General features: G+C 56.7%; 12 protein-coding genes. 2 read left to right on the forward strand and 10 right to left on the reverse strand.

Annotation, left to right across the window (positions count from 1 at the left end):
* Positions 1–2: 2 nt before the first annotated feature.
* Entirely contained in the window at positions 3–920 is a 918-nt protein-coding gene (rnz, locus tag ACB496_RS14795; protein WP_371972941.1) for a ribonuclease Z, read from the forward strand.
* Between the two features lie 64 nt (positions 921–984).
* Positions 985–1,989: a chemotaxis protein gene (locus tag ACB496_RS14800; protein WP_100779458.1), complete on the forward strand. Its 1,005-nt coding sequence runs from the start codon at positions 985–987 to the stop codon at positions 1,987–1,989.
* Between the two features lie 81 nt (positions 1,990–2,070).
* Here ACB496_RS14800 and nuoN read toward each other — a convergent pair whose 3' ends face one another.
* From nuoN to nuoE, 10 genes are all read right to left on the reverse strand, one after another.
* Positions 2,071–3,528: an NADH-quinone oxidoreductase subunit NuoN gene (nuoN, locus tag ACB496_RS14805; RefSeq protein ID WP_100779457.1), complete on the reverse strand. Its 1,458-nt coding sequence runs from the start codon at positions 3,526–3,528 to the stop codon at positions 2,071–2,073.
* 6 nt (positions 3,529–3,534) lie between these two features.
* Positions 3,535–5,064, reverse strand: coding sequence for an NADH-quinone oxidoreductase subunit M (nuoM, locus tag ACB496_RS14810; protein WP_100779456.1), 1,530 nt, complete (start codon positions 5,062–5,064; stop codon positions 3,535–3,537).
* A gap of 165 nt (positions 5,065–5,229) precedes the next feature.
* Entirely contained in the window at positions 5,230–7,071 is a 1,842-nt protein-coding gene (gene nuoL / locus ACB496_RS14815) for an NADH-quinone oxidoreductase subunit L (protein WP_371972942.1), read from the reverse strand.
* Entirely contained in the window at positions 7,068–7,370 is a 303-nt protein-coding gene (gene nuoK / locus ACB496_RS14820) for an NADH-quinone oxidoreductase subunit NuoK (RefSeq protein WP_003861496.1), read from the reverse strand. Before nuoK ends, nuoL begins: the two co-directional genes overlap by 4 nt.
* Positions 7,367–7,921 carry an NADH-quinone oxidoreductase subunit J gene (gene nuoJ / locus ACB496_RS14825; protein WP_100779454.1) on the reverse strand — a complete coding sequence of 185 codons (555 nt, stop codon included), beginning with the start codon at positions 7,919–7,921 and terminating at the stop codon, positions 7,367–7,369. The genes nuoK and nuoJ overlap by 4 nt, the downstream gene beginning before the upstream one ends.
* 10 nt (positions 7,922–7,931) lie before the next feature.
* Positions 7,932–8,474, reverse strand: a complete 543-nt coding sequence (nuoI, locus tag ACB496_RS14830; RefSeq protein WP_000172742.1) for an NADH-quinone oxidoreductase subunit NuoI — start codon at positions 8,472–8,474, stop codon at positions 7,932–7,934.
* Between the two features lie 13 nt (positions 8,475–8,487).
* Positions 8,488–9,465: an NADH-quinone oxidoreductase subunit NuoH gene (gene nuoH, locus ACB496_RS14835; protein ID WP_095282746.1), complete on the reverse strand. Its 978-nt coding sequence runs from the start codon at positions 9,463–9,465 to the stop codon at positions 8,488–8,490.
* The gene (gene nuoG, locus ACB496_RS14840) at positions 9,462–12,188 is read right to left on the reverse strand and encodes an NADH-quinone oxidoreductase subunit NuoG (protein WP_123427200.1); all 2,727 of its coding nucleotides are present in this window, start codon (positions 12,186–12,188) and stop codon (positions 9,462–9,464) included. The genes nuoH and nuoG overlap by 4 nt, the downstream gene beginning before the upstream one ends.
* Before the next feature lie 57 nt (positions 12,189–12,245).
* The gene (nuoF, locus tag ACB496_RS14845; protein ID WP_100779452.1) at positions 12,246–13,583 is read right to left on the reverse strand and encodes an NADH-quinone oxidoreductase subunit NuoF; all 1,338 of its coding nucleotides are present in this window, start codon (positions 13,581–13,583) and stop codon (positions 12,246–12,248) included.
* Complete coding sequence (nuoE, locus tag ACB496_RS14850) at positions 13,580–14,080, reverse strand: NADH-quinone oxidoreductase subunit NuoE (RefSeq protein ID WP_095282749.1); 501 nt, start codon at positions 14,078–14,080, stop codon at positions 13,580–13,582. The genes nuoF and nuoE overlap by 4 nt, the downstream gene beginning before the upstream one ends.
* Positions 14,081–14,082 lie beyond the last annotated feature (2 nt).

Below are 14,082 nucleotides of genomic sequence, written 5' to 3' on the forward strand. Positions count from 1 at the left end.
TTATGGAACTGATTTTTCTCGGTACATCCGCCGGTGTGCCAACCCGATCACGAAATGTGACGGCAATCCTGCTCGATTTACAGCACCCGACGCACGCGGGTTTATGGCTTTTCGACTGTGGTGAAGGGACGCAGCATCAGCTGTTACACACCGCGTATCACCCCGGCAAGCTGGATAAAATTTTTATCACTCACCTGCACGGCGACCATCTGTTTGGTCTGCCAGGGCTGCTTTGCAGCCGCTCGATGGCCGGAAACGCCAGACCGCTGACGATCTACGGTCCGAAGGGCATTCAGGCTTTTGTCGAGACCACCCTGCGCCTGAGCGGGTCTTGGACCGATTATCCGCTGGAGGTGATCGAGATTGCTGAAGGCGTGGTATTCCAGGACGCGCGTTTTACGGTGACCGCGCAGCCGCTGAATCATCCGGTGGAGTGCTACGGCTATCGTGTGGATGAACACGACAAACCCGGCGCACTGGACGCCGCCGCGCTGATTGCCGACGGCATCAAACCAGGCCCGCTGTTCCAGCAGCTGAAAAATGGCGAAACCGTGACGCTGGATGACGGCCGCGTTGTTGACGGTCAGGCCTATCTCGCGGCCCCGGTTCCCGGTAAAAAAGTGGCGATATTTGGCGATACGGCGCCCTGCCCTGAAGCGCTGCTTCTGGCGCACAACGTTGACCTGCTGGTCCACGAGGCGACCCTTGAGACGGCGATGGAAGAGAAAGCCAACAGCCGTGGGCATAGCTCTACGCGTCAGGCGGCAACCCTTGCCAGAGACGCAGGCGTGCAGAAACTGATCGTCACCCACGTCAGCTCTCGCTACGATGCCCAGGGCTGCGCGGCGCTGCTGGCGGAGTGCCGGGAAGTGTTCAAAGAGTGCGAGCTGGCCCACGATTTCATGCAGGTTTGCGTTTAGCCCTTCACTTTTCCCTCGGCGTGCCGATAACGATTAAAAGGCAAGCATCTCACTTGAGGGTAAAATGGATAATTTCCAGAAAGATATTGATGACAGGGCCAATCTGACCCTGTCGAACCGGTTTGAACTGTTGCTGTTCCGCCTCGGTACCTCGTTGAATGAGAACAAGTCTGAGCTGTTTGGCATTAACGTTTTTAAGCTGCGTGAAATTGTACCGATGCCGGAATTCACCAAGCCCGCGGGCATGAAGTCGCCGCTGATGGGAATGGTGAATATTCGCGATCAGGTGATCCCGGTCATCGATCTTTCGGCGGTGGCTGGCTGTAAACCCGCCACCGGTTTGAACATTCTGCTGATCACTGAGTATGCCCGTAGCGTGCAGGCGTTTGCCGTGGAGTCGGTAGAAAACATCATGCGTCTGGACTGGAAGCAGGTCCATGCGGCGGAAACCGCCGTCAGCGGACGCTACATCACCAGCATCGCCTGCCTCGATGAAGAGACGGATACCAACGATCTGGCGATGGTGCTGGACGTTGAACAGATTTTGTATGACATCACCCCGGCGAACCACGATCTGCACGCCAATAACCTGAAAATCAGCAAATTCAACATCAAGCCTGGTGCGGTGGCGATTGTGGCGGAAGATTCTAAGGTTGCCCGCTCCATGCTGGAAAAAGGGCTGGAGGCGATGAACATCCCGGCCCAGCTGCATATTACCGGCAAAGAAGCGTGGGAAAAAATTGGCGTGCTGGCTGCACAGGCGCAGGCCGAAGGCGTGCCGATCACCGATAAAATCGCGCTGGTGCTGACCGACCTCGAAATGCCGGAGATGGACGGGTTTACGCTGACGCGCAAAATCAAATCTGACGAGATCCTCAAGCATATTCCGGTGGTGATCCACTCCTCCCTGTCCGGAAACGCCAACGAAGACCATATCCGCAAGGTGAAGGCCGATGGCTACGTGGCGAAGTTTGAGCTTAACGAGCTTTCATCGGTGATTGAGGAAGTGCTGGATCGGTCGATGAAGAAGATTGATGGGCCGTTGATTAGCCGCAAACAGCTGGCTTGATATGAGTCTGATTGCCGGGTGGCGCTTTGCTCACCCGCAATAAAAAACCCGCCGAGGCGGGTTTTTTTATGTCTGAGGCAATTACATCAGCGGCATCGCATGCTGCACCAGGGTGATCAGCGGCTGCGGATAGATACCGAAGATCAGTACCAGCAGCGCGGAGATCAGCACCACAATACCGCCGGCGCTGTACTGCCAGTTGGTTGGTGCATCGCGGTTCAGCTGCTGTGGCGCCGACAGATACAGGCTCACCGCCACACGCAGGTAGTAGTACAGACCGATTGCGGAGCCGATAACCACCGCAGCCGTCAGCCACCACAGGCCAGACTGTACACCGACGGCCAGCACGTAGAACTTACCGATAAAGCCCAGCGTCATCGGGATACCCGCCAGTGACAGCATCATCACCGTCATTACCGCAGACAGAATCGGACGGTGCCAGAACAGACCACGGTAGGAGAACAGTGAATCGGCATCCGGACCACGGTATGGGCTGGACATCAGACTCACGACGCCGAACGCGCCGAGGCTGCTGAACAGGTAACCGGCCAGGTAAACACCGACGGTTTCCATCGACATGGAGCCGCTCTGCAGGGCAATCAGCGCCACCAGCAGATAACCCAGGTGGGAGATAGACGAATAACCAAGCAGACGCTTGATGTTGGTCTGGCTCAGCGCCATCAGGTTACCGAAGATGATGGAGGCGAAGGCGATAATGCCGAGCACCACGCGCACCGCTTCGCTGTCACCCACTGGAGCGTACAGGAACAGACGCATTACCACACCGAAGATCGCGATTTTACTCGCTGTCGCCAGGAAGGTGGAGACAGGAGCCGGAGCGCCCTGATACACGTCTGGCGTCCACAGGTGGAACGGAACCAGAGAGAGTTTAAAGCCAAGACCGACAATCATCATGCCCAGACCCGCCAGCAGCAGCGGTTCGTGCAGCATGTTGTCGCCGAGGCTCTTACCGAGTGCCACGAACGACAGGTTACCGGACTGTGCGTACAACAGCGCCATACCAAACAGCAGGAAAGACGAGGCGGCAGCAGACAGAATCGTATACTTGATACTCGCTTCCAGAGAGCGCTTCTGACGGAACGCATAACCAATCAGGCCGAACAGCGGCAGTGAGATCAACTCAATACCGAGGAACAGGGCCGCGAGATGGTTCGCGTTCGCCAGCAGGATCCCGCCGAGGGCGGCAATCAGAACCAGCAGGTAAAACTCTTCTTTGTTGTCGTTGTAGCCTTCGAGCCAAGGGTAAGCAAAGGTACAGGTCGCCAGGCTCGCCAGCAGGACCAGCCCGGTGTACAGCATCGCAAAACCGTCAACGCGCATCAGCGGGGTGACATCCATTGCGCCCGCCTGGCCAACAAACCAGAGGGAGACTAACGCAGCGTTCAGACCTAAAACCGACAGTGTGGCATTCAGGAAGTGATTGCGTCGCCACGCAATGGAGAGCATCACAACCACCACCGTCAATCCGACGATCAGCAGCGGTAGCAGCGCGATCAGTTGTTGTGGAGTTATTGTCATGGCGATTTACAGCCTTGTATTAGAAGCAGAATTAACAAACCACTGCTGGATGTTACCCATCGCGGAATGCGAGGTATCCAGAATCGGCTGCGGATAGAAGCCCAGCAGCACCAGCAGTACGACCAGCAGCAGAACGATGAACAGTTCGCGCAGCGACATTCCCGGCAGTTCTTGCGCCGCGATTTGGCTCTTCGCTTTACCGAAGTAAGCGCGATGCAGCATCGCCAGCGAGTAAACGGACGCGAAGACCAGGCCGAAAGTGGAGATAACCGTAATGACCGGAACCACTTTAAAGCTGCCGAACAGAATCATGAATTCGCCGACAAAGTTACCGGTACCCGGCATACCCAGCGTCGCCACTGCGAAGAACATCGACAGAGCTGGCAACCACTTAATTTTGCTCCACAGACCGCCCATCATGCGCATGTCACGGGTATGCAGACGTTCGTACAGCTGACCACAGAGGATGAAGAGACCCGCCGCAGACAGACCGTGTGCAATCATCTGAATCACCGCCCCCTGGTACGCCAGCTGGCTGCCGGTGTAGATGGCAATCAGCACGAAGCCCATGTGGGAAACGGAGGTGTACGCGATAAGACGTTTGATGTCGTACTGCGTGAAAGCCATCCATGCGCCGTAGAAGATACCAATCACACCGAGCCACATCGCAATCGGTGCAAACTCCGCGGAGGCGTTCGGGAACAGCGGCAGCGCAAAGCGCAGCAGACCGTAGGCCGCGGTTTTCAGCAAGATCCCCGCCAGGTCAACGGAACCCGCCGTGGGTGCCTGGGAGTGCGCGTCTGGCAGCCAGCCGTGCAACGGAACCACCGGCATTTTCACCGCAAACGCAATGAAGAAGCCCAGCATCAGCAGGTATTCGACGCCATGAGACATTGGCGTTTTCAGCAGGTCCTGATAGTTGAAGGTCCAGACACCGGTCGCGTTGTAATGCACGAACACCAGCGCCAGGATGGCAATCAACATCACCAGACCACTCGCCTGGGTGTAGATGAAGAACTTGGTGGCCGCCGTGATACGCGTTTTACCGTCGGATGCCTTATGGCCCCACAGCGCGATCAGGAAGTACATCGGCACCAGCATCATCTCCCAGAAGAAGAAGAACAGGAACATGTCGATGGCAAGGAACACGCCGATAACGCCGCCCAGGATCCACATCAGGTTCAGGTGGAAGAAGCCCTGGTATTTTTGAATCTCGTTCCAGGAACAGAGCACCGCCAGAACGCCGAGCAGACCGGTCAGCACCACCATCAGCAGCGACAGACCGTCGATGGCGAGGTGGATTGTGATACCAAAGCGCGGTATCCACGGCAGGATAAATTCAGACTGCCACTGCGGAATACCCGCAGACTGGGTCAGAGAATAGCCGCCCTGCAACCACAGTTGCAGACCAAGCGCGAGCGTCAATCCCATGGTGATCAGCGCAATCCAGCGCGGCATCTTCACGCCAAAGCGTTCGGTCTGCCAGCACAGGAACCCACCAATGAAGGGAATTAATATTAGCCAGGGTAGTAACATGGCGATTTTTATTCCTTTTTAAGGCCCCAGCCGGGGCCGATTTTCAACGAATTCTCACGGAACATTCACTTCGGACTGGGTTTGTTATGTCGGGTGGCACTCACGCCTATCCGACCTACGCTCTTGTAGGCCCGGCTTGTACCACCGGGCAAACCCAATCTCAGATCAACGCAACACCATCAGCAGCGCCAGCACGACGACCGCACCAATGCTCATGGATGCCACATACCAGCGCAGATAGCCGTTCTCGCTCAACAGCAGGCCTTTACCTGCAAAGCGGGACAGCACTGCCGGGATGTTCATCATGGAGTTCATCGGATCGCGTTTCAGCAACCATGCAACGCCCAGGAACGGCTTAACGAAGATCATGTCGTACAGCCAGTCGAAGCCCCACGCGTTATACCACCAGGTGCCCAGCAGACGGCCTGGCGCACTGTTAGCAACAGCCGTCACCAGAGTACGTTTGCCAAGCCACAGCCATGCAGCAATCAGGATGCCTGCGATAGCGACCACACCGGAGGTGATTTCAAGCGTCAGAACGCGACCGTGCTCAAGCTCGGTGGTATCCGGCAGTACGCCCTGCAGCGGTGGCACAATCATCGCGCCAACGAAGGTAGAGAGCACCAGCAGAACCAGCAGCGGCAGGTGGTGAGTAATCCCCTTCCCTGCGTGAGCGTGAATTTGTTCTTTACCGTGGAAGACGATGAAAATCATACGGAAGGTATACAGGGAGGTCATGAACGCACCGACCAGACCTGCCACCATCAGATTGATATGACCATTTGCCATGGCGCCCGCAAGGATTTCGTCCTTACTGAAGAAGCCCGCAGTGATGATCGGCAGTGCCGACAGCGCCGCGCCGCCCACCAGGAAGCAGACATACACCAGCGGAATCGATTTGCGCAGACCGCCCATCTTGAAGATGTTCTGCTCGTGATGGCACGCCAGAATGACGGAGCCGGACGAGAGGAACAGCAGCGCTTTAAAGAACGCGTGCGTCATCAGGTGGAAGATCGCTGCGTCCCATGCCTGCACGCCCAGCGCCAGGAACATGTAACCAATCTGGCTCATGGTGGAGTAAGCGAGAACGCGTTTGATGTCTGTCTGAACCAGCGCGGCAAAGCCCGCCAGCACCAGAGTTACCGCACCGACGATACCGACAAGGTGCAGAATTTCCGGCGTCATCAGGAACAGGCCATGCGTACGTGCAATCAGGTAGACACCAGCGGTCACCATGGTCGCGGCGTGGATCAGCGCGGAGACAGGCGTTGGGCCTGCCATCGCGTCCGCAAGCCAGGTCTGCAACGGCAGCTGCGCGGATTTACCCACGGCACCACCCAGCAGCATCAGCGTTGCCCACGTCAGCATGTTGTTGCCTGCTTCGAAGTGCGCTGGCGCCAGTTCCACCATTTCGCGGAAGTTCAGCGTGCCCAGTTCGTTGTAAAGAATGAACAGCGCGAAAGCGAGGAACACGTCACCCACACGGGTCACGACGAACGCTTTCATGGCCGCTGCGCCATTCTTCGGATCGGTGTAGTAGAAACCGATCAGCAGGTAAGAACAGAGACCCACGCCTTCCCAGCCGAGATACATCAGCAGCAGGTTATCACCCAGCACCAGAACAACCATGCTGGCGATAAACAGGTTGGTGTAGGCGAAGAAGCGGGAGTAACCCTCTTCACCGCGCATATACCAGGAGGCGAACATGTGGATCAGGAAACCAACGCCGGTGACCACGGAGAGCATGGTCAGGGAGAGACCATCCAGTACCAGGCTGAAACCGATGTTGAAATCGCCGACCGACATCCAGGTCCACAGCGGCAGGCTGAACGCCTGCTTGCCGTTGTTAAAGAAGTCGATACCCGCGTAAGCGGTGACCAGCGCAGCCAGGCCGATAGAGCCGATGCCCACGGTGGCAGACAGATTTTCCGACCAGCGACCGCGGGAGAAAGCCAGCAGCATAAAGCCGATCAACGGGAAAATAATGGTTAAGGCAAGCATGTTCATCCACGCAACTCACTTACTGAATCGATGTTCAGGTTCTGGCGGCGACGATGGAGCTGCAGCAACAGCGCCAGGCCAATACTCGCTTCGGCAGCCGCAAGGCTGATGGCGAGAATATACATCACCTGACCATCGGTCTGGCCCCAGTAGCTACCGGCGACCACAAAGGCCAGCGCGGAAGCGTTGATCATGATTTCCAGACCGATCAGCATAAACAGCAGATTGCGGCGGATAACCAGACCGGTTAAGCCCAGAACGAACAAAATCGCGGCGAGGATCAGTCCATGTGTTAAGGGGATCATGCGCGCTCCTCCGTTTTTCTTTTCGCGCTGTCATTCGCACGGTTGCTCAGCACTTCGCCCGCACGATCTTCGCGGCCAACGTGGAAGGCAACAACCAGACCCGCCAGCAGCAGCATCGACGCCAGTTCAACGGCCAGTACGTACGGACCGAAGAGCGTGATACCAACCGCTTTCGCGCTGATCGGCGTACCGTCGATACCCTGATCGTTCACGCCGAGAATCGCGTAAACGATCACTGCCAGCATGATCGCCGACAGAATCGCCGGGCCAATCCATACCTGCGGTTTCAACCACTGACGCTCTTGTTCAATTTCAGAGCCACCCAGGTTCAGCATCATGACGACGAACACGAACAGAACCATAATGGCCCCGGCGTAGACGATGATCTCCAGCGCACCCGCAAAGTGGGCGCCCAGCGCGAAGAACACGCCGGAAATAGCCAGAAGCGAAATGATTAAGTAAAGCAACGCATGCACCGGATTGGTGTGCGTAATCACTCGCAGCGTGGCCAGGATGGCGATAAGGCCACAGATATAAAAAGCGAATTCCATTGCCCTCTCCTTACGGTAACAGGCTCTTGACGTCGATAGGCTTAGCTTCGTTCTCTGCTTCGCCCTTATCTTTGCCGTCGATTGCCATACCCGCCATCCGGTAGAAGTTATATTCCGGGTATTTGCCCGGACCGGAAATCAGCAGATCCTCTTTCTCGTACACCAGGTCCTGACGCTTGTACTCACCCAGTTCGAAATCTGGAGTCAGCTGAATCGCCGTGGTTGGGCACGCTTCTTCACACAGACCGCAGAAGATGCAGCGTGAGAAGTTAATGCGGAAGAACTCAGGGTACCAGCGGCCGTCTTTGGTCTCTGCTTTCTGCAAAGAGATACAGCCAACCGGACAGGCTACCGCACACAGGTTACAGGCAACGCAGCGCTCTTCGCCGTCCGGATCGCGGGTCAGCACGATACGGCCACGGTAGCGCGGCGGCAGATAGACCGGCTCTTCCGGATACATCTGGGTTTCGCGTTTTGCAAACGCGTGCAGGCCGATCATCCAGATACTGCGTACCTGGGTGCCGAAACCTACCAATAATTCTTTTAAGGTCATGGTCTATTGCCCCTTATGGCTGCTGCCAGAGAATGACAGCTGCCGTTACCAACAAGTTGACTAGCGTCAGCGGCAGGCACACTTTCCAGCCGAAGGACATTACCTGGTCATAACGCGGACGCGGTAATGAGGCGCGAATCAAAATGAACATCATCATGAAGAACGCGGTTTTCAGCGCGAACCAGATGAACGGCGGTAAGAACGGGCCATGCCAGCCACCAAAGAACAGCGTTACCATCAACGCGGAAATGGTGACGATACCGATGTACTCGCCCACGAAGAACAGACCGAATTTCATACCGGAATATTCAATGTGATAACCGTCGGCCAGTTCCTGCTCGGCTTCTGGCTGGTCAAACGGGTGACGGTGACACACCGCCACGCCCGCGATAGCAAAGGTGACAAAACCAAAGAACTGCGGAATGACGTTCCAGATGTCGGCCTGGTTGTTGACGATGTCGGTCATGTTGAATGAACCGGCCTGCGCCACTACGCCCATCAGGGAAAGACCCAGGAACACTTCGTAGCTCAGGGTCTGCGCAGACGCACGCATCGCACCGAGCAGCGAGTATTTATTGTTACTGGACCAGCCCGCAAACAGCACCGCGTACACCGCAAGACCCGCCATCATCAGGAAGAACAGGATCCCGATGTTCAGGTCAGCAACCACCCAAGTCGGACTGACCGGAACGATAGCAAAGGCCAGCAGCAGTGAGGTAAAGGCGATCATCGGTGCCAGAGTAAAGATGACGCGATCCGAGAATTTCGGGATCCAGTCTTCTTTAAAGAACATCTTGATCATGTCCGCGACCAGCTGGAGTGAACCACCCCAGCCCACGCGGTTCGGTCCGTAACGGTTCTGGAACAGACCGAGCAGACGACGTTCACCAAAGCTCATGAACGCGCCGCAGGTGACAACCACCAGCAGAATGACCACCGCCTTGAGAATGCTTAACAGAATTTCGATGAGATCCGGCGTTAACCAACTCATGCTTGTGCCTCCTGCAGATTATCAAGACGCGCGCCCGCCAGTACCGGAGCGATGCCCGGCAGACCCATCGGCAGACCCACCTGCCCTGCTGTCAGACCTTCGGCGATAACCAGCGGCAGACTGATGGTCTGGCCTTCATAGCTAAAGGAGACCTGGCTGCCCGCGTTGACGCCAAGCTTCGCGGCATCCGCCGGATTGAGCTTGATGTAAGGCTGCGGCATGCGCGTCTGGAATACCGGAGAGCGCTGGGACATCTCGTCACTACCAAACAGATGGTAGTACGGCGCGATACGCCAGTTGCCTTCCTGCGCTTCGAAACTTGCCGGAACGGTCGTGAAGTACTCCAGACCCGTTTCGCTCGCTTCGATCAGACGAACACCTGGGTCACCGTGGCGCAGAGAGCCGCCCACTTCCGCCTGGAACTTGTTCCATGCCTGCGGGGAGTTCCAGCCTGGTGCCCATGCGAACGGAACCTGAGAGCGCGGTGCAGACGGCTGGTTGTTCCCTTCCATTGAGAAGGCGAACATCGTGTCTTTATCCTGCGGCTGACGCGGTTCGTGCACGCTGATATTCGCGCGCATCGCGGTACGACCACTGTAACGATGCGGTTCACGGGCCAGTTTCTGACCGCGAATGCGGAAGCTCGCGTCCGGCGCGGCTTCTTTAATGCCAGCCAGCTGCGGCAGTTTTGCGACCACGGCATCGATCACATCATCGAGCTGCGTCCAGTCCACCTGACGGTTTTCTACGGTGCTGTGCAGCGAGTGCAGCCAGCGCCAGCTTTCCAGCATCACGGTGTTGCTGTCGTAATAAGACGGGTCATAAACCTGGAAGAAACGCTGTGCGCGACCTTCGTTGTTGATAACCGTGCCGTCGCTTTCGGCGAAGCTTGCCGCAGAGAGCACGAGGTGCGCTTTGTCCATAATCGCGGTGCGCTGATGGTCGATTACCATCACCAACGGCGCTTTAGACAGAGCGGCATCCACGCGAGCCGCAGAAGCATGACGATGCAAGTCGTTCTCAAGTACGATAACGCCGTCAGCCGCACCCGATTCGAGTTCGCTTAACGCCGCTTCCAGAGAACCGCCGCCAATCAGTCCCAGACCGACGCTGTTCACTGCGCGCGCAATCATGGTCACACCCACGTCTGCCCCACGCCCTTTGAGCGCTTTAGCCACGTTTGCCGCAGCCTGAATCACATCAGGGCTGCCGGCGTTGGTGCCGGAAATAATCAGTGGTTTTTTCGCACCGGCCAGAGCCTGAACGATCACATCGATCTTGTTTTGCAGGTCACGATCCAGGCCTTCAACGGCCGGAGCACTGTTATCCAGCGCGTGAGCAATAGCAAAACCGAGGCGCGCCTGATCTTCCACCGGTGCGCGATAGGTCCACGCCGCGATGTCGTCCAGACGGGTGTTGTCGACGTTCGTCACAAATAGCGGATGTTTGGCACGCTGGCCGATGTTCAGGATTGCCGCAATCTGCCAGTCAGCCACTTTCTGGGCTGCTGCCATTTCACGTGCTTTACCTTTCACCGCCTGACGAACAGCCAGCGCAACGCGCGCACCGGTCTGAGTCAGATCTTCGCCCAGTACCAGCACCGCGTCATAGGATTCGATTTCGCGCAGCGCCGGGGTACGAATACCGCCTTCACGCAGCACTTTCAGCACCAGCTGCAGACGTTCCTGCTCGCCGTTGGCGATACCGGTGTAGAAGTTATCCGCACCCACCAGCTCACGCAGCGCAAAGTTGCTTTCGACGCTGGCGCGCGGGGAGCCGATACCGATCACTTTCTTCGACTGGCGCAGAATATCTGCCGCGCCCTGCATCGCTTGTTCAGCGTTGAGGGTGATCAGGTCATCGCCACGACGCTGAACCGGCTGACGCGGACGGTCTTTCAGGTTCACATAGCCATAGCCGAAACGACCACGGTCGCAGAGGAAGTAGTGGTTTACGGTACCGTTGTAACGGTTTTCGATACGACGCAGTTCACCATAGCGTTCGCCCGGGCTGGTGTTACAGCCAAGGGAACACTGCTGGCAGATGCTTGGCGCAAACTGCATGTCCCACTTACGGTTGTAACGCTCGGAGTGCGTTTTATCGGTGAAAACGCCGGTCGGGCAGATTTCTACCAGGTTACCGGAGAATTCGCTTTCAAGCGTACCGTCTTCCGGACGACCAAAGTAGACGTTGTCATGTGCGCCATACACGCCCAGATCCTGACCGTCTGCGTAATCTTTGTAGTAACGCACGCAGCGATAGCAGGCGATGCAGCGGTTCATTTCGTGAGAGATGAACGGCCCCAGATCCTGATTACGGTGGGTACGTTTAGTAAAGCGATAGCGACGGAAGCTATGACCGGTCATCACGGTCATATCCTGAAGATGGCAGTTACCGCCCTCTTCACAAACCGGACAGTCGTGCGGGTGGTTGGTCATCAACCATTCCACGACGCTCTCGCGGAACTGTTTCGCTTCTTCGTCTTCAATCGAAATAAAGGTGCCTTCGGTCGCTGGTGTCATACAGGACATCACCAGGCGCCCACGCGTGTCTTCCGCGTTTTGATATTGCTTCACCGCACACTGGCGGCAAGCACCGACGCTGCCCAGCGCCGGATGCCAGCAAAAATACGGAATATCAAGGCCGAGAGACAGACAAGCTTCTAGCAGGTTGTCGGCCCCGTTGACCTCGTATTCTTTGCCGTCTACATGAATCGTAGCCATTAGCATGCTTCCAGTTGGCTCAGTCAGAGACTGAGCGTTAATCAAAATTCAGTATCGCTACCAGCGCGCTTTCAGCAGGTTCGGCTGAATACCATTAATCAAATGGGTATTGCTGAACTGCTGCTTGATGCCTGCTTCGAATTCGTCGCGGAAATATTTAATCGCGCTCTGCAATGGCTCAACGGCACCTGGTGCGTGGGCACAGAAGGTTTTGCCCGGACCGAGGAATCGACACAGTTGCTCAAGTGTCTCGATATCGCCCGGCTGACCTTCGCCGCGCTCGATAGCGCGCAGAATTTTCACGCTCCATGGCAAACCATCACGGCATGGCGTACACCAGCCGCAGGATTCGCGCGCGAAGAACTCTTCCAGGTTACGCACCAGCGACACCATGCCAATTTCATGGTCAACGGCCATCGCCAGCGCCGTACCCAGACGGCTGCCTGCTTTACCAATGCTTTCAAATTCCATTGGCAGGTCGAGGTGGGCTTCGGTCAGGAAGTCGGTCCCTGCCCCACCCGGTTGCCAGGCTTTAAATTTCAGGCCATCGCGCATCCCGCCCGCATAGTCTTCGAGGATTTCGCGTGCGGTAGTACCGAACGGCAGCTCCCAAAGACCAGGGTTTTTGACGCGGCCGGAGAAGCCCATCAGCTTGGTGCCCGCGTCTTTGCTGGTCGAAATGTTCTGATACCACTCCACGCCGTTAGCGAGAATAGCCGGTACGTTACACAGGGTTTCGACGTTGTTGACACAGGTCGGTTTACCCCAGACGCCGGAACTTGCCGGGAATGGCGGCTTGGAGCGTGGGTTTGCGCGGCGGCCTTCGAGGGAGTTAATCAGTGCGGTCTCTTCACCACAGATATAACGCCCTGCGCCCGTGTGCACGAACAGCTCAAAATCAAAACCGGTGCCGAGAATGTTTTTGCCCAGCAGGCCCGCTTCGGTCGCTTCTGCAATCGCGCGGCGCAGGTGCTCTGCCGCTTCGATGTATTCACCGCGCAGGAAGATGTAACCACGATAGGCTTTCAGCGCGAACGCGGAGATCAGCATGCCTTCCACCAGCAGGTGCGGCAGCTGCTCCATCAGCAGGCGGTCTTTATAGGTGCCTGGCTCCATTTCATCGGCGTTACACAGCAGGTAACGGATGTTCATGGATTCGTCTTTCGGCATCAGGCTCCACTTAAGACCGGTGGAGAAGCCTGCACCGCCGCGCCCTTTCAGGCCGGAATCTTTAACCGCGTTAACGATCTCATCTGGCGCCATGCCTGAGAGCGCTTTACGCGCCCCTTCGTAACCGTTTTTGCTCTGGTATTCTTCGAGCCAAACCGGCTGTTTGTCATCGCGCAGACGCCAGGTTAGCGGATGGGTTTCAGCAGTGCGAATGACTGTTTTCATTTGTACCGCTCCAGCAGGTCAGGAATTGCTTCCGGCGTCAGATGGCTGTGAGTGTCCTCATCAATCATCATGCTCGGCCCCTTGTCGCAGTTACCCAGGCAGCAGGTTGGCAGCAGCGTGAAACGACCGTCAAAGGTCGTCTGTCCTGGCTTGATATCGAGTTTCTTCTCGAGTGCAGCCTGGATGCCCTGATAACCGGTGATATGGCATACGACGCTGTCGCAATAGCGAATAACGTGACGGCCCACCGGCTGGCGGAAGATCTGGCTGTAGAATGTTGCCACCCCTTCCACGTCGCTTGCCGGGATACCCAGCACGTCGGCGATCGCATAGATCGCGCCATCGGGTACCCAACCACGCTGTTTCTGGACGATTTTCAGCGCTTCAATGGATGCCGCACGCGGGTCTTCGTAGTGGTGCATCTCGTGCTCAATTGCCGCACGTTCTGCCGCACTCAGCTCAAAAGCCTCGGTTTGTGGTTGTTGATTCTCGTGCATAA

Origin of the sequence: Lelliottia nimipressuralis, assembly GCF_041464075.1 — a bacterium.
Lineage (GTDB): Bacteria > Pseudomonadota > Gammaproteobacteria > Enterobacterales > Enterobacteriaceae > Enterobacter > Enterobacter nimipressuralis.

What these genes read in the sequence shown, in the direction of transcription:
- rnz (WP_371972941.1), top strand. Translation starts at nt 3, where the DNA reads ATGGAACTGATTTTTCTCGGTACATCCGCCGGTGTGCCAACCCGATCA.
- ACB496_RS14800 (WP_100779458.1), top strand. Translation starts at nt 985, where the DNA reads ATGGATAATTTCCAGAAAGATATTGATGACAGGGCCAATCTGACCCTG.
- nuoN (WP_100779457.1), bottom strand. Translation starts at nt 3,528, where the DNA reads ATGACAATAACTCCACAACAACTGATCGCGCTGCTACCGCTGCTGATC.
- nuoM (WP_100779456.1), bottom strand. Translation starts at nt 5,064, where the DNA reads ATGTTACTACCCTGGCTAATATTAATTCCCTTCATTGGTGGGTTCCTG.
- nuoL (WP_371972942.1), bottom strand. Translation starts at nt 7,071, where the DNA reads ATGAACATGCTTGCCTTAACCATTATTTTCCCGTTGATCGGCTTTATG.
- nuoK (WP_003861496.1), bottom strand. Translation starts at nt 7,370, where the DNA reads ATGATCCCCTTAACACATGGACTGATCCTCGCCGCGATTTTGTTCGTT.
- nuoJ (WP_100779454.1), bottom strand. Translation starts at nt 7,921, where the DNA reads ATGGAATTCGCTTTTTATATCTGTGGCCTTATCGCCATCCTGGCCACG.
- nuoI (WP_000172742.1), bottom strand. Translation starts at nt 8,474, where the DNA reads ATGACCTTAAAAGAATTATTGGTAGGTTTCGGCACCCAGGTACGCAGT.
- nuoH (WP_095282746.1), bottom strand. Translation starts at nt 9,465, where the DNA reads ATGAGTTGGTTAACGCCGGATCTCATCGAAATTCTGTTAAGCATTCTC.
- nuoG (WP_123427200.1), bottom strand. Translation starts at nt 12,188, where the DNA reads ATGGCTACGATTCATGTAGACGGCAAAGAATACGAGGTCAACGGGGCC.
- nuoF (WP_100779452.1), bottom strand. Translation starts at nt 13,583, where the DNA reads ATGAAAACAGTCATTCGCACTGCTGAAACCCATCCGCTAACCTGGCGT.
- nuoE (WP_095282749.1), bottom strand. Translation starts at nt 14,080, where the DNA reads ATGCACGAGAATCAACAACCACAAACCGAGGCTTTTGAGCTGAGTGCG.